This is a genomic window from Levilactobacillus mulengensis (genome assembly GCF_003946045.1).
GTDB lineage: Bacteria > Bacillota > Bacilli > Lactobacillales > Lactobacillaceae > Levilactobacillus > Levilactobacillus mulengensis.
Genome location: NZ_RHNW01000016.1, coordinates 1 through 20,399, shown reverse-complemented (window position 1 = coordinate 20,399; position 20,399 = coordinate 1). Strand labels below are relative to the sequence as shown.

Here is a 20,399-nt window from a genome sequence, read left to right as displayed (position 1 = left end):
TATGCTGATGAACATGAACTTACAATTCTTCTCTCACCATAAAGGTGGTGGGTCTACTGCTAACGGTCGTGACTCTGCTGGTCGTCGTCTTGGGACGAAGGCTGCTGACGGTTCTACTGTTACCGGTGGTTCTATCCTTTACCGCCAACGTGGGACGCACATCTACCCAGGCTTGAACGTAGGCCGCGGTGGTGACGATACTTTGTTTGCCAAGGTTGCTGGCGTCGTTAAATTCGAACGTCTTGGCCGCGACAAGCGTCAAGTATCCGTATACCCAGTTGCAGAAGAAGCAGCTAAATAACACGAGGTTTTCCTCGTAACGACTGAAGAGCTTGAGGCGAGACCAATTCGCTTTGAGTTCTTCTTTTTTCTGCCAAACATCAAGGAGGCTAGGGTTATGACAACTAGAATCGAACGGTTACAGGCCAAATTTGCCACGTTAAGTATCGATAGCTTTTTGGTCTCATCACCCAGTAATCAACGCTACTTAGTTGGGACCAGTGTGGAACCCGGTGACGGGTACCTGCTGGTCACGGAACACGACGCCGTGTTTATCACGGATGCGCGTTACCAGTCTGAATTAGCAGCGACTATGCCCAACGTGCCGAAAACCATCACTCGCGACTACTTGCAAGCCGTTGATGACGCGTTAGAGGCCGCTGGTGCGACGGTACTAGGAATTGAGGATAGTTTAACCTTAGCCGAGTTTGAATGGTTAGATGAGCATTTAATGACCGACATCGTGCCCCTCAGTGGGGTCATCGATGTGCTCCGCCAAATCAAGGAGCCAGCCGAATTGGCAGCCTTGAAACGGGCAACAGCACTGACTAGCGAGGGCGTCCTCGCTTTGCTGGAGGTGTTGAAGCCCGGCATGACGGAACGGCAAGCGGCCCAGTGGCTCGAACGGTGGATGCAAGACCACGGCGCAACCGGTCCCAGCTTTGGGACCATCGTTGCCAGTGGGGCGCGTTCGGCTTGGCCACATGGTCAGGCGAGCGACAAGCAACTGGCCAGTGGTGAACTGGTCACGATTGATTGTGGCTTTTACGTGGATGGCTACACCTCTGATGTGACCCGGACGGTGGCCCTGGGAGATCCCGGGACTGATTTGACAGCAGCTTATCACGCTGTGCAGACCGCTCAGGAAAAGATTATGGCAGCGGTTAAACCCGGCGTCACGGGGGATGAGTTGGACATCATTGGTCGGCAGTATTTGACCGATCAGGGTCACGGCGCAGCCTTCATTCACGGCACGGGCCATGGCATTGGCTTGGATATCCATGAGGGCCCGAACATTGGTCGGGGCTGGCCCGACGTGATGGCCCCAAACGAGGTCATCACCGTGGAACCCGGCGTTTACTTTGCCGGTCAGGGTGGCATTCGCATTGAAGACGATTTATTGGTGACGGCAACGGGTCACGAGACCCTGACAACCGTCCCGAGAAATTTAATTATTCTGTAAGTGACTCACCTATCTTGCTTTTTATGGGTAAGAATTGATATTATAAAGAGGACATATTTTAGGAGGCTGACACATTATGGCAATTTCTACTGCTGATTTTAAAAACGGTTTAACGATCGAAGTCGATCACGCAATCTGGCGCATCATTGAGTTCCAACACGTTAAGCCTGGTAAAGGTGGCGCTTTCGTTCGTTCAAAGCTTAAGAATTTACGGACGGGTGCCGTTCAAGAAAAGACTTTCCGTGCCGGTGCTAAGATGGAACGCGCTGATATCCAAACGCGTTCGATGCAATACCTGTACGAAGATGGTAGTAACCGGGTCTTCATGGACACTGACAACTTCGAACAAATCGAAGTGCCAGATGAACAGATCAAGGCACAACTCCCATACTTACAAGAAAACATGAACGTTGACTTGGTTCAATACGGTTCCGAAGTTCTCGGTATCGAAGTACCAAACACGGTTGTCTTGGAAGTTGTTGCTACGGAACCAGGTATCAAGGGGAACACCGCTTCTGGTGGTTCCAAGCCTGCTACCATGAACACTGGCTTAGTCGTTCAAGTGCCATTCTTCGTTAACGAAGGCGACAAGCTCTCCATCAACTCAACTGACGGTACGTACATTTCCCGTGCCTAAGTTTTCACACACGTTTAATCAGTAAGGGAGGGTCAACGAATGGCGGAAGATACTAATATCATTTTAGAATCAAAGGAACCCGCTTTGGGTAAGATCGAAGTGGCACCGCAAGTCCTCGAAATTATCGTCGGCATTGCGGCTAGTCAAACCGAAGGCGTCGCACGGATGCGGGGTTCTTTAGCAAATAGCGTCACCGAACTGTTGGGTCGTAAAGAACAACATGGTAAGGGCGTTAAGCTGGTCTTTGATGGCGACGAATTAGCGGTTGACGTTTACGTTTACTTGGATTACGGGGTAGCGGTGCCTAAGGTTGCCTTGGCCATTCAAGATAACGTGAAGCAACAATTGTTGTTCATGACGGACCTCGACTTGCGTGAAGTTAACGTTCACGTGGAAGGCGTCATTCCCGAAAAGACGGCGCAACAGGTCGACCCTGATAACCTGTTTAACCAGAGCGATGAAGGAGATAGTGACCAATAGTGACACTTACACGACATCAAATTCGGGAACGCGCGTTTCAAATGCTTTTTGCCTTGAACGCCAATCCCGATGCCGATCATGATGCGTTGTACCAACGTGTCTTGACGGATGACCCGGACCAAACCGTTCCCGTGCCTGACTACTTCCAGAAGCTCGTGACTGGCGTCTTAGCAAACCAAGCTGACTTGGATGCGAAGATCGACCAGTACCTGAGCACTGGCTGGCAGCTCAAGCGGATTGCCAAAACTGATTTGGTAATCATGCGGATCGCCTTTTATGAAATTGACTACGTGGAAGAAGTGCCTAACCGAGTGGCTGTCAACGAAGCCTTGGAATTAGCCAAGAACTTCAGTGACGACCGTTCTCGGCGGTTCATCAACGGTGTGCTTGCACATACCTTAGATGATGACCCGTTGGATTCACAATCTTAGTCACAAATCGACTGACTGCTAACTTTTAGCGGTCGGTCTTTTTTGTTGCGCCGATTTGGTTGACGGATTGGGTTGAAGCGCAAGTGAGCGCCGTGAAGCAACAACGTCCGGGCACACACAGGGTGGTCGTCGAATCACGGGGATGCCGTGTGAAAATTTGGTAGGGGGCGGACTAATTAAGTCTTCAGCAATCAATCTGTTTAACAGCTCGTCGCCGGGTCATTTTGCGCCGCGATGCAGTCCCGTTTTCAGGCCAACTATGCTAAAATGGTAGGTAACTTGAAATTTACGGGAGGAATAACTTCATGACGACCATTATCGACGGCAAACAACTGGCGAAAGACCTCAATACACAAACCAAGGACCGGGTGGCAACGCTCGCGCAACGCGGTGTCGTTCCAGGCCTTGCAGTGATTATTGTGGGTGACGACCCCGCCAGCGCCATTTACGTGCGCAACAAGCACAAGAAGGCCGGCCAACTTGGCATCAATTCCGTGGTTCGGCAGCTTCCCGCAACCATTTCACAAGCAGAACTTTTACAAGTGGTTAATGACTATAATGCGGACCCCCAAATTCATGGCATCTTGGTGCAATCGCCGTTACCTGAGGGCTTGGACGAACAAGCCGTGGTCGCTCAGATTGATCCGGCGAAGGACGTGGACGGGTTCCATCCCTTAAACGTTGGCCGCTTATTTGCCAACCTGCCAGGACACCATCCCGTTTCCTGCACGCCGCGGGGGATCATGACCATGTTGGCTTCACTCCCGGTTCATTTACGGGGGAAGCACGCGGTCGTCGTGGGCCGCAGTATGATTGTGGGTCGGCCCATGGCTTCCATGCTGTTGAACGCCGATATGACGGTCAGCATCGCGCATATCTACACCAAGAATCTCAGCGAATTGACCCGAACGGCTGACGTGCTGGTTGTCGCGACCGGGGTGACCCATTTGATCAAGGAAACCGACGTGAAGCCGGGTGCCATCGTTATTGACGTGGGGATGGATCGCGATGAAAACGGTAAATTGACCGGAGACGTGGACTTTGACGGTGTCGTTAAGCGGGCCGGTGCCATTACGCCCGTTCCGGGGGGCGTGGGTCCCATGACGATTGCCACACTAATGCAACAGACAGTTGACCTTTGCGAGTGGAGTGAGGAACTTGGCACAAACTGATTATTTAACGGTCACGGCGCTGACCCAGTATTTAAAACGAAAATTTGACGTTGATCCATACTTAGGCAAGGTGTATCTGACGGGTGAAATTTCTAACTTTCGGCTACGGCCGCACGCCCACCAGTACTTTAGCTTAAAGGATGATCACGCTAAAATTAGCGCCATTATGTTCAAATCGGCCTTTGAGAAGCTGAAATTCACCCCGGAAACTGGGATGAAGGTCCTGGTGACGGGCCGCATTTCTCTGTACGAACCCACGGGAAACTATCAAATCTACGTGGAACGGATGGAGCCAGACGGGGTTGGTCAGCTGTATCAGGCCTATGAACAGTTGAAGCAAAAATTGGCCGATGAGGGCTTATTTACCGCGCCCAAGCGACCGTTGCCGCGCTTCCCTAAGCGAATCGCGGTCGTGACCAGTCCCAGTGGGGCCGTGATTCGGGATATTATTACCACGACTCGGCGGCGTTTTCCTATTGCGCAGATTGTGCTTTTCCCGGCCGTTGTGCAGGGGGATGCAGCCGCGGCCGACATCGTCCGTCAGATTCAACGGGCCAACGCCAATGGCTCATTTGATACCCTGATTATTGGTCGGGGTGGTGGATCGATTGAAGACCTGTGGCCATTTAACGAGGAAAGTGTCGCGCGGGCCATTGCGGCCAGTGAATTGCCGATTATTTCTTCGGTTGGGCATGAAACGGATACCACGATTGCCGATTTGGTGGCCGACGTACGGGCAGCCACGCCCACAGCGGCAGCCGAATTGGCCGTCCCAGTGCTGAGTGACGAATTACTCAAGCTGAGCCAGCAACGGACCCGCTTATTGAATGCCATGAGTAACCGGATCAACTTCCAACAGGAACGCTTGAATAAGTTGATGACGGCCTACGTGTTCCGGCAGCCCCAGCGGCTGTACGAGACCTATGTAGAGCGCCTAGACCGCGCACAGCAGGCCTTGATGCGTAACATGCAAACGCAGGTCCGCCAACGGCAACAGCGCTTTGCGTTGGCTCAGCAAGGTCTGCTCGGACAGTCACCGCTAGAACGGGTGCATCGTGACCAGCTTCTGGTGAGCCAGACGTCAGCGCGACTGAACACGGAAGCCAAGCGTTATTTAACCAACCAACAGAAACAAGTGGCCCAATTGATCAATGGACTGGATTATTTAAGCCCACTTAAGATTATGGGGCGGGGCTATAGCTACGTGACCCAAAATGATCACGTGGTTCGTAGCGTGACTGACTTAAAGGTCGCCCCAGCGACGATTCATCTGAGTGATGGCACGGCTGAAGCCGATATTAAGACGATTACACCAACATCGGAGGACAAACATGAGTGATGAAAAGCAACCAACATTTGAAGAGAATTTAACGACGTTAGAAACCATTGTTTCCCAACTGGAACAGGGAGACATTCCGTTGGAACAAGCCCTGGACCAATTTCAAAAGGGTGTGGCGCTGAGCAAGAGTCTGCAATCGACCCTCCAGGACGCTGAAAAGACGTTGACGACCATGATGAATGATTCTGATCAGGAAGTCGCCTTTGAAACGCCACAAGGGGGCACCGGTGATGCCGATTGATGACCAGCTCCAGCAATTTGAAACGACCTGGGTGCCGCGCTTAAATGCGCCGTTAAAGGCGGCAATCGCCGCGGATAGTGGGGATGCTCGCTTGGCTGAAGCCATGAGTTACTCCGTTTTAGCCGGGGGCAAGCGCTTGCGGCCACTATTGACGGTGGCGACCCTCCAGACGTTGGGGCGGTCCTTTGACGACCAGCGTGACTGGCGACCCGTCATGGCGTTGGAACTACTCCACACCTATTCGTTGATTCATGATGATTTGCCAGCGATGGATAACGATGCCTTGCGGCGGGGCGAACCCACCAATCATATGAAATTTGGTGCCGGCATGGCAACGTTAGCCGGGGATGGCTTACTCACGTTGGCCTTTCAGTGGCTGACGGCTACGGACTTACCCGCAGCGACCCAGGTGGCGCTGACTCAGGCCCTCGCCGTTGCGGCGGGACCACACGGGATGGTCGCCGGACAGGCCAAGGACGTGCAGAATGAGCACGTGGACCTACCGATGGCTAAGTTGCGCGTCTTACACCGGGAAAAGACCGGGGCACTCCTCCACTATGCCGTTCAGGCCGGACTGATTCTGAGTGAGACGCCAGCAGCGCAGTGGGCACCGTACCTGGAATTTGCTGACGCCTTTGGGCTGGCCTTTCAAATCTACGATGATATCTTAGACGTGGTCAGCACGCCCGCAGAATTGGGCAAGGCTACGCAAAAGGACGCCGGGGAGGCCAAAAATACCTATCCAGGTAAACTGGGCCTAGCGGGGGCTAATCAGGCACTGATTGCGACGATTCAAAGCGGTCAGGCGGCCTTGGCCAAGGTGCCAGTTGGCGTTGATACAACGCTACTGGCGGCCTTCTTTAGTTACTTCGATACGAAACGGGTGAACGCATGAAAAAGAAACGAGTTGCCGACTTATTAGTTGAACAGGGGTTGTATACCTCCTTAGATGACGCCAAGCGAGCCGTCATGGCCGGTGAAATTCTAGGAAAAAATGAGGAACGGTTGGATAAGCCGGGGTCAATGATTCCAGCGGATACCGAGCTCCATTTGAAGGGGCACCCCTTGCCATACGTGTCGCGAGGTGGCTTCAAATTGGCTAAGGCCTTAACTAGCTTTGACATCGATGTGACCGACCGTATCGTCTTGGATATTGGGTCCTCGACGGGTGGGTTTACGGATGTCATGCTCCAAAACGGTGCGCAGTTAAGTTATGCATTGGATGTGGGGAGTAATCAGTTAGTTTGGAAGCTCCGGCAAGATCCACGGGTCATTGTGATGGAGCACACCAACTTCCGCTACAGTAAGTTAAGTGACTTCACCAAAGGTCAGCCCACCTTTGCCTCCATTGACGTCTCCTTCATCTCCTTGAAGATGATTTTGCCGCCATTGAAGGGCATCCTGGCGACGGATGGTGACGTGGTTGCACTAATTAAGCCACAATTTGAAGCGGACCGCGATGATGTCGGCAGTCATGGGATTGTCCGTGACCGGGCCGTGCATACGCGCGTGGTGCAAATGATCATTGATTTTGCGGTTGCCACGGGTTACAGCGTCCTGGGCTTAGATTTTTCACCGATTCGGGGTGGCGAAGGGAATATTGAATTCCTGGTTCACTTACAGTCAGTTGATAAAAATGCAGTCTGTGCAAGTAATGTATCGGTTGAACAAACGATTGATGCTGCTTATAAGAGCCTACAATAATAGATTATGAGAAATTTATGAGAATTTACTTTCCAAATACTTAGGTCTGGTATATGATAAGATTATGCATTTTTATCACATAAGGGGGGCTAGGTATGAAGAAGCAGGAACGCCAGCAATTACTCAAACGATTACTGACATCACGAGAAATTGAACGGCAGGAGGATTTCGTCCGGCTATTAGATGAGGACGGCATTCACGTGACGCAAGCGACCATTTCACGGGATATCAAGGAGATGCAGCTGGTTAAGCTGCCAGCTGAGTCTGGCGGTTACCGCTACAGTCTACCCGTCCAAAAGAAAATTGATACGCAGAAAAAGTTACAGCGGACGTTACAAAACGCCTACATATCTTTTGCGGTTCAGGACCAATTCACCATTTTGAAGGTTCTACCAGGCAACGGTCCAGTAGTTGCATCATTACTGGATCAAATGCGTTATGACTTTATTTTTGGGACGGTGGGCGATGATAGTTCCGTCTTGACCGTTTGTGTTTCCCATCAGGGTGCCTTACAATTAGAAAAGACGATTGACCGCATGATTGCGGATTAGAAACGACCGGACCACGACTGACGACCAGCAAGAGCTGATGTACAGCGGTGGTCTTTTATTTAGGAGGTCACAACGTGTTACAAGAGCTGTCAATTAAAAACTTTGCCATTATCGATCGATTGGACGTCGCCTTTAAAAATGGAATGACCGTGCTGACCGGGGAAACCGGGGCCGGGAAATCAATTATTATTGATGCGGTCGGTCTATTGGCTGGGGGTCGTGGATCGGCCAATTTTGTGCGTACCGGCACGGACAAAGCCATTATTCAAGGGAGCTTTATTTTTCCGACCGGCGGCACGACTTATCAAGTTTTAGACGAGTTGGGTATCGACCATGATGATGGAAGCGTGATTCTCCAGCGTGAAATTCATCAAAATGGCCGCAACACCTGTCGGGTCAATGGCATGCTGGTGAATACCAACACGTTGAAGCGCATTGGCGAAACGGCCGTTGATATTCACGGACAAAACGAACACCAGGAACTCATGCAACCAGAGAAACATCTGGGGATGCTCGATGAGTTTGCTGGCAGCCCGGTTGCAAAATTGCGGCAGCGCTACCAGGCCGTATATCAACAATATACGCAGTTACAGGCAACCTTGGAAAATAAACGGGCCAACGAAAAAGAGTGGGCCCAGCACCTAGACATGCTGAAGTTTCAGGTCAATGAAATTGAGTCGGCCCAGCTTCAACCCGGTGAAGAAGAAAGTCTGATTGCTGAACGGGAACGACTGGATAATTTCCAGAAAATCAACGACGCCTTACAGCTGGTGCAGATTACCTTGACGGGTGAAGATACCGCTCCCGGGGCCAATGATCAAATCAGTGGCGCCATGCAAGCCATGCAGGGCATCGCTGATTTTGATTCGGCCTTTAAGCAGATTGCTAGTAGTCTGGAGACGGCCTACTACGCCTTAAGCGACGCGGTCGGAGATGTCTCTTCTCAGCTGGATCTGCTGGAGTGGGATGAGGGTCGACTCGATGAGATTGAACGGCGGTTAGACGTCATCAATCAGTTGAAGCGGAAGTACGGCGATTCCGAAGCCCAAGTCTTGAAATACTTTGATAAGATTGCGGCAGAACTCAAGCAAATGCAGGCCACCGACGAGACGGCTGACGACCTCGAATCACAGGTTGCGACCCAACGGACGACGCTGCTGAAGCTGGGAGAACAACTTAGTAAGGCCCGTAAGCAGTCTGCCGATAAGCTGGAAAAAGCCATTCATGGTGAACTGGCCGATTTGTATATGGACAAGACGGTCTTTGCCGTGCATTTTACGCGCTCCAAAACCCAGCCGATTCTCAGCAGTGGACTGGATCACGTGGAGTTTTATTTGCGGACCAATCCCGGCGAAGCCATGCGGCCATTAGCAAAAATTGCTTCCGGTGGGGAACTCTCACGAATCATGCTGGCCTTGAAGACAATCTTCTCTGAGTCACAGGGAATTACCTCGATTATTTTCGATGAAGTGGATACCGGGGTCAGTGGCCGGGTAGCCCAAGCCATTGCCGAGAAAATTAGTGGCATTGCCCGGGCCTCTCAGGTCTTATGTATTACGCATCTCCCGCAAGTGGCAGCTATGGCGGATCACCATTACTTTATTGCTAAGGAAATCAAAGGCAACCGGACCGAAACCCAATTGACGCGGTTGAGTGAACACGACCGAATCAGCGAAATTGCGCGGATGTCTGCCGGGACTCAGGTCACGAAGCTGGCGATGGAGCATGCCAACGAGTTACTAGGCTTGGCTGATGAGGTGAAGGCGAAACGGTCAAAGAAGTCGTAGGTTTTGAGTTGCGCCTGGTGTTGGTAATACTGAGATAATCGAGTAAAAATAAATGAGCGTCAGTTCACTAGTTTGATTAGTGAACTGGCGCTTTTTTGGTCATTAGTTTCAGGTGTATATGACTCTGCTCTTAATCTATTGCCGACTTTGCGGTATACTGAAGTCAATGAAGTAACAAATTGAATGAGGTGTGAAATGTGGGCAAGCGTATTGGATTGATTGGGTTAAGCTTGATGGTGACGCTACTGATTTTACTAGGATTTCAGAGTAGCGCTCAGGCCAGCAGCATTGATAACAATGTTCAGGGACTGAGTGCGCCCAGCAAGGTGGAAGAAGAGACCGGGGATAACACGTATACCCCGGTGACTGATCCGACCGCGCCGCTCAAATCGGGACAAAATTACCGGCTGTCGTATACGTGGAAGGTTGCCGACAACACGGCGATTAGTGATGGCGATACGGCGACGGTCAAATTGCCGGATTCCGCCAGTCATGGTTACGTTAAATTTGACGTGACGACCGGGGATCAAACGGCGACCAAAGTCGGGGACTTTTTACTTCCCGCTGACAAGGGACATACGGCAACGATTACGTTTAACAACGCTTTGGCCAATGCCAACACCTATCACCAAGGAACGCTGACCTTTAATGTCACCGGGACTAGCGGTGCTGCAATTGGTGGTGGCGATGATTATGTCGTGGCGAAGAACGGTTGGGTTCAAGATAGTGATTACAATGATGCCGGTATTCCCAAACAAGCCGTTTGGCAAATCGTGTTTAATCCGACGGCCAAAAACATGGGGACCGTCACGCTGACGGATACATTGGGGGCCTACCAAACTTACGTGGCTGGTTCCGTGTCGGCGACGGACGAAACGACCGGTGACAAGGTCACCCCGACCGTCGTGAGTGACGGCTCGAAGCTGACCATGACCTTTGCGAACGTGACCGGAAAAATCTCGCTGTCCTACTATGCCAAGGTGGACACGACGGCCTTTACCGGGCAAACGAGTGGCTACCTCAGCAACAACGTTGACTTGTCTGCGGCCGATGGTGAATCGGGCAGTGCCGGTACCGGCTCGGGCGCTGGGTCGAATCCAGGCAATCCGGAGTTGACGGCCGATTCCCACAAGAACGTGCAATGGGGCGGGAGTGCCACGATTGGCGGCGACTATATTGGCAGTGTCACACTGACTAAAACGGCCGCTGATCAGACCACGGTCCTGGGTGGCGCCGAATATACCCTGCAAAAGTTGAATCCAACGACGGGGATGTACGAAGACTTGCAAACGAAAATGACCACCGATTCCCATGGGGTGATCAACGACTACGGGTTAGCCGCCGGTACGTATCAATTTGTGGAAACACAGGCGCCAAGTGGTTACCAGTTAAACACCACACCGGTCCCATTTGTGATCAGCGCGACCAATAAGGATGCCCATCAGACGGTGACCCAGGTGGACAGTCAGGGTGCGGTCAAATTAACCAAATTCGATAAAAGCTCGCAGGACAAGTTAGCCGGTGCGATTTATGCATTGGCCTACGGTAGTGGTTGGCAGGATCACGAGGCTGGCGCACCAGTCTCCACTGGCGAATACACCACTGGCGATGACGGAACGTTGACGGTGACGGGGCTGGCCCCAGGAAACTACGAATTTATCGAAGAACAGGCACCGACCGGTTATCTGACAGATGCCACGCCAATGTTATTTACCATTAGTGGGACTGAGCAGAAAGATAACGTGGTCAATGTTAAGCAGGACGATGTCTTTGCCACGGAGTCTAGCAGTAGTCCAAGTTCAAGTACTAGTGTTAGTTCGAACACCTCTAGCGTCAGTTCAAGTACCTCCAGTCAGAATTCGTCAGTGACGAGTGAGACGGAGAGCACCAGTAGCGCAAGTTCTTCCGTGTCGGGCGGTTCTAGCCAGAGCAGTGAGACGACTGTTTCCAGTGCGACGGACTCCAGCCAAGGATCGGCCACATCGGCTACGTCTAATACAAGTAGTTCCGGATTAAGTGATTCAAGTACGGGGAGCTCGAGTTCCAGCAGTGTCTCGTCGAATACTTACACGGTGCCAAGTTCGAGTTCGTCTCAGTCACAACCGGGTTCGGAGCCATCTAGTGACACGAGTACCAGTTCGGAATCGACGTCTGTTTCCAGTTCTTCCGATAGTATGAGTAGTGGTGGGAGTGCCGACCGGGTAACCTCGTCCAGCATCTCCAGCTCCAGCTCATCGATTAGTCGGGGAACAACCGTCGTGACAACATCGAGCCATTCCTCTTCAACCCCAACGACCAGTTCCAGCTCGCCAGCAACGGTGGCACCCCAAAATCATATTTTGCCACAGACCAATGAAGGTAAAGGGGTCTTGGCCTTGATGGTTGGGCTAGTCCTGTTAGGCGTTGGCACGAGTGTTTGGCGGTGGCGGCGAACGCATTAAACGAAAAATAGCGTAAATTTTAGAATCCAGCGGTCGTAGCAGTAACCGCTGGATTTTTTGTGCGCAAAGGTAACTAACTGTGTGAGTGTCATTTGTTACGGCAACTTATTTACACGCTTCATATATTTAATACGAGTTTATTCGTTAAATTGCGTTATACTTGATTTAAAACAAGTAATCGAAGGTATGGGGTGTGTTTCTAATGTGGAAAAAGATTGGACTCTGGGGTTTAGGGTTGTTAGTCGTTTGCTTAACGTTATTTGGCTGGAATGGAACGAAAGTGGCGAAGGCTGATGATCTTACAAATCATTTTCATAACCTGACAAGTCCATCAGCAATTTATCTGGATCTTAATGACGGAACTTTGGGACAGAAAATTACAACTGATGATCCAATGAATTATGAGTTTAAATCAGGGGATAATTATAATATTGTTTATGATTATACTGTCGACGATGGAACAACTATTCATGATGGGGACACGGTCAGCGTCCCACTACCCAAAAATATTCCAGCTGCAATAGATAGTTTCCCCATGTTTAAAGATCCAACCGCTGCTGTTTTGGATAAAATTGGTACCTTTAGTCGTGAAGCGGGAGAAGAGAATGGAACAATGTTTTTTTCAAACGCACTTGAAGGTGTAAATACTTTTACAGCTGGAAAATTAGTCATCGGTGTAACAGGTACTTCCGTTTCAAGTGGATCAGGAGATGGTGGTGGAACATCTGTAATTGCTAAAGGTGGTGGGGTTGGCGAAACAGTTGAGCATGATGACGTTGCCTATCCTACAACTGCAAATTGGAATGGCTATTTTAATTCCAAGAATAAAAATATGGGTAAAGTAACACTAACTGATCATCTTGGTAAGTATTTAATGTTTGATCCTACAACATTTTCGGCAAGCATAGCTGCAACCGATACAGAGCCTGAGGTCAAGTTACAAGAAGGTCAAGACTATACGATTTCGTATAAAGGATCAGAAATTGAAATCGTTTTTCAGAATATAACTAAAAAAGTCAATTACTCTTATGTTACGGATGTTGATACATCGCAAATACTTGCGGATGGATTATCCGGTGGTTATTTGAGTAACTATATCGAGTTGGCTGCCAAAGACGGCGAATCGGGTGAAGCAAGCACGGTTCCTGGAGCGGGTAGTAATCCTGATGTAGGTTCTGTATTGGGTAATGATCATAAGGATGCCCATTGGGGAGCTGCTGGAATCGGATACTTGAATGGCAGTGCATTCTTAGGCCAGGTGCTCTTTACTAAAACGGATGAAACAAATAAGTCAAATGTTTTAGCCGGAGCGGTTTATACGTTACAACGGCAAAATGCGGATGGTTTAACGTGGACGGATGAGGTAACACATTATACGACCAATGATAATGGTCAAATTTCCATTCCAAGTATTCAAGTAGGAAATTATCGATTTAAAGAAACAAAAGCACCGGATGGCTATCAGTTGAATACAGGGGATACGGCATACTCGTACTTTACGATTAAGATTGATGATGGCACCACATTTGTGCATGATGTCTCGCAGTCAGATGTTCCATACACAGTGACACTGACGAAGACCGCGAAGTCAACAAAAAAGCCGTTAGCCGGGGCTGTTTATAAGCTCTATAAAGCAGATGACCTAGCCAATCCAGTCAATAAACTCACCTACACAACGGATACCAATGGTCAACTGACCATCAGTCCCATCGCCAAGGGCAGCTACGATTTCATTGAGCAAACACCACCCGCTGGTTATAAGCTGGATCAAACACCGATTCCGTTCACGATTAGTGATGATAAACAATCGACACCGTCTAATGATGGGCCGAATGCAGTGGTTTCACAGGCAGATGAGAGTAGCATCCCTACACCAGGCACAGACACCGGGAGTAGTGGCTCGAGTTCCAGTAACTCCTCGAACTCCAGCGATTCATCAAGCTCCAGCTCTACCAGTTCATCATCGTCCAGCTCCAGCACTTCAACGAGCTCATCGACCCGGACGTCAACATCGACTTCAACGTCCAGCTCTAATTCTGTAGACTCAAGCAGTCGGCACGGCGACAGAGTGGGGTCTACGCCCGTTCCACGTGTCTCGTCATCGACGCATGGCGGTGGCGCCGGGACCATCACGGGCAACCAGGCTTCGTCTGCTAAACACCATAGTCAGGCTAATGGCCTCTTACCTAAGACCAACGAAGCCAAGTCAATCTTCGCAGCCCTAGGTGGTTTACTATTAATTGGCGGTAGCCTTAGCGTTTGGCAGTATCGCCGGACGCGGAAAAACTAAAAAATTGTAAAAAAAACGGCCATGATAGGCGAGTGACTATCATGACCGTTTGGCTTACTTGACGCGTTGGACCGAACGTAAAAGTTCCGGAGTCACAATGGTGGTAAGCTGTTTGTTCTGTTTTAAAATGAGGTGACCAGCCAAGTCCTGTTTTAACTGACCGATCACAGTGGCGGGTGCCGTTTCGGGCGCTGCCTTAAATTGGAGGCGGACTAAGTAATGGCGGTCCAATGCCTGTTGCAGGAATAAGGTTAATTGAAAGGCAGGCATTTGGGCGTAAACGGCTTGACCATTAATGACGGGTAAAGGACTGAACAGGGTTTGTGATAGGGTGGTTACCCGATCAGACAGGGTAACGCGTTTTGCGATTGAATTTTGCATGCTGATCACCTCGAACGTTTGTTTGTATTTTTATTATACGAACACTTGTTTGGAATTGCAAGTCTTTTTGTTCGTAACTTTTTTCGTCAAGGTGGTTAACCAGGTTGAAGTGCCGAGTTGTCTTGGTTTAACGGTAAGATTTTTATTTGCTCCTCGATGACGGATTTTCTAGTATAGCACACGCTGTTGGTTTTCAGTTAAATGCGGCTCACCGCCACTGGATCCAGTTTTTTTTCAGAAATAGCCCGGATATGCAGTATTTGTTGCTGAATAGTGGTAATATAGTATCCTATAGATTGTATAGTTCAAGCCAATCAATTCTGGCGATAAGCGGTTGGTTTCCCACTGAGTCATTGACTAGGGGAACCAACCCATAATTAAATTTTTTATGATGAAGGGATTTTTAAACGATGGCTAAACGTGGAATGCTCATTGTGCTCTCGGGTCCTTCCGGAGTTGGTAAGGGAACGGTTCGTAAGGCGCTATTTGAAACGGGAGCGACCGATTTTTCGTACTCCATTTCAATGACCACCCGGAAACCGCGGGAAGGCGAAGTGAACGGGGTTGACTATTACTTCGTCTCAAAGGAAGAATTTGAGGAAAACATCCGTAACGGTGAGATGCTGGAGTACGCCAAGTATGTTGACAACTACTACGGTACCCCGTTAAAATATGTTAATGAGACCCTTGATGAGGGTAAGGACGTCTTCTTGGAAATCGAAGTCAACGGGGCCATGCAGGTTCGCGCCAATTGTCCCGACGCTGTCTTCGTCTTCCTAACGCCACCTGATTTGATGGAATTAAAGCACCGCCTGATTGGTCGGGGCACTGACGCTATGGACGTCATTAACAAACGAATCAAGAAGGCCGTGGGTGAAATTCGGATGATGCGCAACTATGATTACGCCGTGGTAAACGACGAAGTCAGCCAAGCCGTCGACCGGATTCAAATGATCATCCGCAGTGAACGTTTACGGGTAACCCGGGTTATGCCGGATTACGAACAAATGATTGGAGACGAATAAAAATGTTACTCTATCCCTCAGTTGATGATTTATTAGCACAAGTTGATTCACGTTACTCTTTGATTATGCTGGCTAGCAAGCGGGCCCACGAGTTGGACGCCGGCGCTAAGCCACTCTTGACCGATTACAAGTCGCCCAAGACGATTGGTCGCGCACTGGAAGAAATCGCTGCCGGTGCCTTAATGATTGATCCGGACGAAAAGGATCTGGACGCCTAACTTTGGCGGTTCAGGAAAGACCAGGTTGCCGTTGGGTAATCTGGCCTTTTTTATCAGCCAAGAGAAATTTTGCGCAGACGTGCTCGGTTAGCCGAGATTAATGGTTTACTTTAGTGAAACCTAACGCGCCATCAGGTCCGATTGCCGGGTGTCATAACGAAACCGAATGATCAAGGGTTAAATCCAGTGTCAAACACAGCGGTCTGGTAAAATGGATAGTTGATGTCAGTGACCAGAGGTGGGCCAAGGTGACCAGCTGTGTCGGTGGCCTTAACTGAGTGATTTTCTCAGTTTAGACCACGGGACGTCCTTTGAGACCGGGTTTTGGCTCAAAGACGAGGTGGAAGACCGGTTCTCAATCTGGAACCGGCCCCACAGCAGGGCACCTTGAGCCCACCGCCGGGAACGATAGCCAGCGACTAGTCTCAATTTTGCCATCCCTGTGGCACTGACGATGGTTTAATCCAGATGATATAATTGGAGGGAAAGCAATGCTAGAAGACAAACACATTACGTTAACGGTCGGTGGCAGTGTCGCCGCCTACAAGGCCGCACTCTTAGCCCGTGACCTACAGCGGGCCGGCGCCGTGGTTCGCGTTGTTCTGACAGCGGGGGCCGCCAAGTTTGTCACGGCGGCGACCTTTGCGGCCCTGACCAAGGAGCCCGTGCTTACGGACGAGACCTGGTGGCAGGCCAACGGGCAGATTGCCCACGTTGAGCTAGCCGACTGGACCGACCTGGCGATTGCTGCGCCCGCATCCGCGAACCTCATGGCCCAATTTGCCAACGGCCAGGCTGACGACGTTGCCAGCGCAACCTGGCTGGCAACCGCCGCGCCCAAGGTCGTTGTGCCGGCGATGAACACCCACATGTGGCAGGCCCCCGCGACGCAGCGGAATCGCCAACAACTGATTGCCGATGGGGTCCACGTTCTGGCGCCGGCCACTGGCAAACTAGCGGAGGGCTATTCCGGCCAGGGCCGCTTCCCCGAGCCTGCCGACATCGTTGCCCAGGTGGAACAGCTGGGTGTGTTTACGCCCCAGACGCTGGCCGGTCGGCGTGTCCTCGTAACCGCTGGTGGGACCCGCGAACGGTTAGACCCCGTCCGTTTCCTGACCAACGACTCATCTGGCAAAATGGGCTATGCGGTCGCTACCGCCGCTCGCGAAGCCGGGGCCGAGGTCACGTTGATCACCGCGCCCACGAAACTGGCGGCCCCAGCCGGGGTGACAGTCGTGCCCATCCAAAGTACGACCGATTTGTCACAGGCCGTGTTGGCCCATTTTCCCCAGGCCGATGCCTTAGTGATGGCCGCCGCAGTTGCCGATTTTCAACCGGAAGTGACGGCTGATCAGAAAATCAAAAAAACGGCCGATAATGATGAATTTATTTTAAAACTTAAAAAGACACCCGATATTTTGAAACAAGTTGCGGCCATTAAGCAGCCGCACCAGGTCACGGTCGGTTTTGCTGCGGAGACGCAGAATTTACTGGCTAACGGCCAAAAGAAACTGGCCAGCAAGTCCTTAGACCTGTTGGCCGCTAACGACGTCTCCCGGAGCGACATTGGGTTCAATGGGGATGACAATCAGGTCACTTTCATTCTGCCAGATGGCGTGACGGATCAGACGCCCAAGACCAGTAAAACGGTGATTGCCCGGGCTTTAGTCGACCGGGTCGCCCAATTATTAGCAAACAAGTAAGTAAGCGAGGTGACAGACCATGGCCCAGATTGGCCAAATTATTGTTGACGTGCCAACGATGCAGACGAACGAACCTTATTCCTACGCAATTCCCGCCGACCTGGAAAATCAGGTTCAGGTCGGGATGCGGGTCACAGTCCCCTTTGGTCGCGGTCACCGAGTCGTTTCCGGCGTGGTGGTCGGCCTTAGTGATGCAACGAACTTTGACGGGCAACTGAAGCCGATTCAGTCCGTTCTGGATCTCGCGCCCATTTTAACCACTGAGCTGCAACAGCTGGCCGCATGGCTAGCCGACACGACCTATGCCTTTCGCATCACGTGTATCCAGACCATGTTGCCCAGCCTGTTAAAGGCCCAGACTGAGCGGCAGATTCAACCGACCATGCCACTGACGGATCAAGAAATGGCCGAATACTTTCCGGACGGGGCACCACGAGCCTTTGATACCAGCAAATTAGCCGATACCACGCTGGCCGGGCTCCTGCGGCTACAACGTGCGGGGAAGGTCGAGGTGACGTATCAGGTCACCAGTAAGGCCGCGGCCAAGACCACGACCGGTGTTAAGCCGGCGCTTCCCGTTGCCAAGCTCCAGGAGATTCAAGCGGAGGTGGCCAAACGGGCGCCGAAGCAGGCAGAACTGTTAGCCTATTTACAAACCATGGACCCGGATAAATTAGTGGCCCAAAGCCAAGTCAGTCACGCCGCGGGGGTCAGCACTGCCGTCATGGCGACCGCCGCCGACAAGGGCTGGCTGACGAAACAACCGCTGGAAGTCTATCGTGATCCGTTTCACCAACCGGTAACCCCCACGAAGCCGCTAAAGTTAAACGCTGAGCAGCAGGTGGCCGTGACCGCGATTACCAAGGCCGTTGATGAGCAGCGTACCGAAAACTTCTTGGTCGAAGGCGTGACCGGGAGTGGCAAGACCGAAGTCTATTTACAAAGTATTGCCGTTGCCCTCCAGCAACACCGCACGGCCCTGATGATGGTCCCCGAAATTGCGCTGACGCCCCAGATGGTCAACCGGGTGAAGGCCCGGTTTGGCCAACGCGTGGCGGTCTTGCACAGTGGCTTGTCCAAGGGTGAGCAGTACGATGAATGGCGGCGTATCGACCAGGGTGAGGCCACCGTGGTTGTGGGTGCGCGTTCCGCCATCTTTGCCCCGGTGAGAAACCTCGGCATTATTATCATGGACGAGGAACATGAAAGTAGTTATAAACAGGATGAAAATCCCCGGTACCACGCCCGTGACGTGGCGTTGTGGCGGGGGAAGTACAATCATTGCCCCGTGGTCCTGGGGAGCGCCACGCCGTCCTTAGAGACCCGTGCCCGCGCTGCCAAGGGGCTGTACACCCGGCTGCTTCTGGCGAAACGGGTCAACGACCATCCGCTGCCAACGGTCCACATCGTTGACATGCGTGAAGAAGTGAAGCAGCGCGCGGACGGGGACTTCTCCCAGCCACTGTTAACGGCGATTCAGGAACGCCTCGACCGCCACGAACAGATGGTCTTGATGCTGAATCGGCGGGGGTACTCGTCATTTGTGATGTGCCGGGACTGCGGGTTCGTGCTGAAATGTCCCAACTGTGATATTTCACTCACACTCCACATGGATACCCACACCATGAAATGCCACTACTGTGGGCACGAGGAAGCCATTCCCCACATCTGCCCCAACTGCCATAGCCGCAAGATTCGCTACTATGGGACCGGGACACAGAAGGTGGAAACGGCCTTGCAAAAGGAATTTCCAACGGCGCGTATCTTACGGATGGACGTGGACTCCACGCGGCGTAAGGGCGCTCACGAAAAAATTCTGCGGCAGTTTGGCGATCACCAGGCAGATATCTTGCTGGGGACCCAAATGATTGCCAAAGGACTCGACTTCCCCAACGTCACGTTGGTTGGGGTCTTGAACGCGGACACCGCGCTGGGTCTACCGGATTTCCGGGCCAGCGAGCGGACCTTCCAACTGCTGACCCAGGTCAGTGGTCGGGCCGGCCGGGCGGAAAAACCTGGCGAGGTCTTCATTCAGACATTTAACCCGGACCATTACGCCATTGAATTGGCGCAACAACAGGATTATGAACGCTTCTTCGTCACGGAAATGCATATGCGGCACCAGGGAAATTACCCACCGTATTACTTTGCCGTGCAGCTGACCGCCAGTCACGAGGACGAGGCCACGGCCGCCAAAGCCATGTACCAAATCGTCGGCACCCTGCAAAAGGGCTTGAGCAAGGACGCCATTGTTCTGGGTCCCACGCCCAAGGCGATTGCGCGGGTCAAGCGGAAGTATTATTATCAAGTTGTGATTAAATATAAGCGGGAGCCGCAGTTGCGGCCGTTGCTGGAGAAGATTCGGCAGGCGGCCCAGATTCCGGCCCGTCACGGCTTAACCATCACCATCGACTCAGAACCAATGAACTTTATGTAGGATAAGTCGTTGTCCGCGCCTCCGGGCTGGTGAAAATGGGCCGTGACGCTGTGGGCGCACGTCTGGAGCCGAAGGGCGGTCTCCAGACTTACTTTGAGCC

19 protein-coding genes are annotated in these 20,399 nt (G+C 51.6%); 18 read left to right on the top strand and 1 reads right to left on the bottom strand.

The window, feature by feature from the left end; translation table 11 throughout:
* Positions 1-7: 7 nt before the first annotated feature.
* The 14 genes from rpmA to EKM84_RS11760 all read left to right on the top strand — a co-directional run bounded on the left by rpmA (position 8) and on the right by EKM84_RS11760 (position 14,535).
* The gene (rpmA, locus tag EKM84_RS11825; protein WP_269801535.1) at positions 8-301 is read left to right on the top strand and encodes a 50S ribosomal protein L27; all 294 of its coding nucleotides are present in this window, start codon (positions 8-10) and stop codon (positions 299-301) included.
* A gap of 96 nt (positions 302-397) precedes the next feature.
* Positions 398-1,462 carry a M24 family metallopeptidase gene (locus EKM84_RS11820; protein ID WP_125765960.1) on the top strand — a complete coding sequence of 355 codons (1,065 nt, stop codon included), beginning with the start codon at positions 398-400 and terminating at the stop codon, positions 1,460-1,462.
* A gap of 76 nt (positions 1,463-1,538) precedes the next feature.
* On the top strand, positions 1,539-2,099 hold the full coding sequence (gene efp / locus EKM84_RS11815; protein ID WP_125765959.1) for an elongation factor P: 561 nt from the start codon (positions 1,539-1,541) through the stop codon (positions 2,097-2,099).
* Positions 2,100-2,138: 39 nt separating this feature from the next.
* A complete protein-coding gene (locus tag EKM84_RS11810; protein ID WP_125582857.1) occupies positions 2,139-2,579 on the top strand; it encodes an Asp23/Gls24 family envelope stress response protein in 441 nt (146 codons plus the stop codon).
* Positions 2,579-3,010, top strand: coding sequence for a transcription antitermination factor NusB (gene nusB / locus EKM84_RS11805; RefSeq protein ID WP_125765958.1), 432 nt, complete (start codon positions 2,579-2,581; stop codon positions 3,008-3,010). Before EKM84_RS11810 ends, nusB begins: the two co-directional genes overlap by 1 nt.
* 305 nt (positions 3,011-3,315) lie before the next feature.
* A complete protein-coding gene (gene folD / locus EKM84_RS11800; protein ID WP_125765957.1) occupies positions 3,316-4,182 on the top strand; it encodes a bifunctional methylenetetrahydrofolate dehydrogenase/methenyltetrahydrofolate cyclohydrolase FolD in 867 nt (288 codons plus the stop codon).
* Positions 4,169-5,521 (top strand): exodeoxyribonuclease VII large subunit, encoded by a 1,353-nt coding sequence (gene xseA / locus EKM84_RS11795; RefSeq protein ID WP_125765956.1) that lies wholly within the window; start codon positions 4,169-4,171, stop codon positions 5,519-5,521. The genes folD and xseA overlap by 14 nt, the downstream gene beginning before the upstream one ends.
* Positions 5,514-5,762: an exodeoxyribonuclease VII small subunit gene (locus EKM84_RS11790; protein ID WP_125765955.1), complete on the top strand. Its 249-nt coding sequence runs from the start codon at positions 5,514-5,516 to the stop codon at positions 5,760-5,762. The genes xseA and EKM84_RS11790 overlap by 8 nt, the downstream gene beginning before the upstream one ends.
* Positions 5,752-6,657 (top strand): polyprenyl synthetase family protein, encoded by a 906-nt coding sequence (locus EKM84_RS11785; protein ID WP_125765954.1) that lies wholly within the window; start codon positions 5,752-5,754, stop codon positions 6,655-6,657. The genes EKM84_RS11790 and EKM84_RS11785 overlap by 11 nt, the downstream gene beginning before the upstream one ends.
* Entirely contained in the window at positions 6,654-7,466 is an 813-nt protein-coding gene (locus EKM84_RS11780; RefSeq protein WP_125765953.1) for a TlyA family RNA methyltransferase, read from the top strand. The genes EKM84_RS11785 and EKM84_RS11780 overlap by 4 nt, the downstream gene beginning before the upstream one ends.
* A gap of 95 nt (positions 7,467-7,561) precedes the next feature.
* A complete protein-coding gene (locus EKM84_RS11775) occupies positions 7,562-8,017 on the top strand; it encodes an arginine repressor (protein ID WP_125765952.1) in 456 nt (151 codons plus the stop codon).
* Between the two features lie 74 nt (positions 8,018-8,091).
* The gene (recN, locus tag EKM84_RS11770) at positions 8,092-9,804 is read left to right on the top strand and encodes a DNA repair protein RecN (protein ID WP_125765951.1); all 1,713 of its coding nucleotides are present in this window, start codon (positions 8,092-8,094) and stop codon (positions 9,802-9,804) included.
* 197 nt (positions 9,805-10,001) lie between these two features.
* Complete coding sequence (locus tag EKM84_RS11765) at positions 10,002-12,245, top strand: MSCRAMM family protein (protein ID WP_125765950.1); 2,244 nt, start codon at positions 10,002-10,004, stop codon at positions 12,243-12,245.
* Positions 12,246-12,447: 202 nt separating this feature from the next.
* Positions 12,448-14,535: an MSCRAMM family protein gene (locus tag EKM84_RS11760; protein ID WP_125765949.1), complete on the top strand. Its 2,088-nt coding sequence runs from the start codon at positions 12,448-12,450 to the stop codon at positions 14,533-14,535.
* Between the two features lie 54 nt (positions 14,536-14,589).
* On the opposite strand, the gene EKM84_RS11755 is transcribed toward EKM84_RS11760, so the two are convergent.
* Positions 14,590-14,916 carry a hypothetical protein gene (locus tag EKM84_RS11755; protein ID WP_125765948.1) on the bottom strand — a complete coding sequence of 109 codons (327 nt, stop codon included), beginning with the start codon at positions 14,914-14,916 and terminating at the stop codon, positions 14,590-14,592.
* 410 nt (positions 14,917-15,326) lie between these two features.
* Here EKM84_RS11755 and gmk point away from each other — a divergent pair, with 410 nt between their 5' ends.
* The 4 genes from gmk to priA all read left to right on the top strand — a co-directional run bounded on the left by gmk (position 15,327) and on the right by priA (position 20,299).
* Positions 15,327-15,941 (top strand): guanylate kinase, encoded by a 615-nt coding sequence (gmk, locus tag EKM84_RS11750; protein WP_125765947.1) that lies wholly within the window; start codon positions 15,327-15,329, stop codon positions 15,939-15,941.
* 2 nt (positions 15,942-15,943) lie between these two features.
* On the top strand, positions 15,944-16,159 hold the full coding sequence (rpoZ, locus tag EKM84_RS11745; protein WP_061776946.1) for a DNA-directed RNA polymerase subunit omega: 216 nt from the start codon (positions 15,944-15,946) through the stop codon (positions 16,157-16,159).
* 491 nt (positions 16,160-16,650) lie between these two features.
* On the top strand, positions 16,651-17,862 hold the full coding sequence (coaBC, locus tag EKM84_RS11740; RefSeq protein ID WP_125765946.1) for a bifunctional phosphopantothenoylcysteine decarboxylase/phosphopantothenate--cysteine ligase CoaBC: 1,212 nt from the start codon (positions 16,651-16,653) through the stop codon (positions 17,860-17,862).
* A 19-nt stretch (positions 17,863-17,881) separates the two neighbouring features.
* Complete coding sequence (gene priA / locus EKM84_RS11735) at positions 17,882-20,299, top strand: primosomal protein N' (RefSeq protein ID WP_125765945.1); 2,418 nt, start codon at positions 17,882-17,884, stop codon at positions 20,297-20,299.
* The last annotated feature ends 100 nt before the right edge of the window (positions 20,300-20,399 follow it).

Excerpts from the sequence above, each read along its gene's own strand:
- rpmA (WP_269801535.1), top strand. The coding sequence starts at position 8 with ATGAACATGAACTTACAATTCTTCTCTCACCATAAAGGTGGTGGGTCT.
- EKM84_RS11820 (WP_125765960.1), top strand. The coding sequence starts at position 398 with ATGACAACTAGAATCGAACGGTTACAGGCCAAATTTGCCACGTTAAGT.
- efp (WP_125765959.1), top strand. The coding sequence starts at position 1,539 with ATGGCAATTTCTACTGCTGATTTTAAAAACGGTTTAACGATCGAAGTC.
- EKM84_RS11810 (WP_125582857.1), top strand. The coding sequence starts at position 2,139 with ATGGCGGAAGATACTAATATCATTTTAGAATCAAAGGAACCCGCTTTG.
- folD (WP_125765957.1), top strand. The coding sequence starts at position 3,316 with ATGACGACCATTATCGACGGCAAACAACTGGCGAAAGACCTCAATACA.
- EKM84_RS11790 (WP_125765955.1), top strand. The coding sequence starts at position 5,514 with ATGAGTGATGAAAAGCAACCAACATTTGAAGAGAATTTAACGACGTTA.
- EKM84_RS11785 (WP_125765954.1), top strand. The coding sequence starts at position 5,752 with ATGCCGATTGATGACCAGCTCCAGCAATTTGAAACGACCTGGGTGCCG.
- EKM84_RS11780 (WP_125765953.1), top strand. The coding sequence starts at position 6,654 with ATGAAAAAGAAACGAGTTGCCGACTTATTAGTTGAACAGGGGTTGTAT.
- EKM84_RS11775 (WP_125765952.1), top strand. The coding sequence starts at position 7,562 with ATGAAGAAGCAGGAACGCCAGCAATTACTCAAACGATTACTGACATCA.
- EKM84_RS11760 (WP_125765949.1), top strand. The coding sequence starts at position 12,448 with ATGTGGAAAAAGATTGGACTCTGGGGTTTAGGGTTGTTAGTCGTTTGC.
- EKM84_RS11755 (WP_125765948.1), bottom strand. The coding sequence starts at position 14,916 with ATGCAAAATTCAATCGCAAAACGCGTTACCCTGTCTGATCGGGTAACC.
- gmk (WP_125765947.1), top strand. The coding sequence starts at position 15,327 with ATGGCTAAACGTGGAATGCTCATTGTGCTCTCGGGTCCTTCCGGAGTT.
- rpoZ (WP_061776946.1), top strand. The coding sequence starts at position 15,944 with ATGTTACTCTATCCCTCAGTTGATGATTTATTAGCACAAGTTGATTCA.
- coaBC (WP_125765946.1), top strand. The coding sequence starts at position 16,651 with ATGCTAGAAGACAAACACATTACGTTAACGGTCGGTGGCAGTGTCGCC.
- priA (WP_125765945.1), top strand. The coding sequence starts at position 17,882 with ATGGCCCAGATTGGCCAAATTATTGTTGACGTGCCAACGATGCAGACG.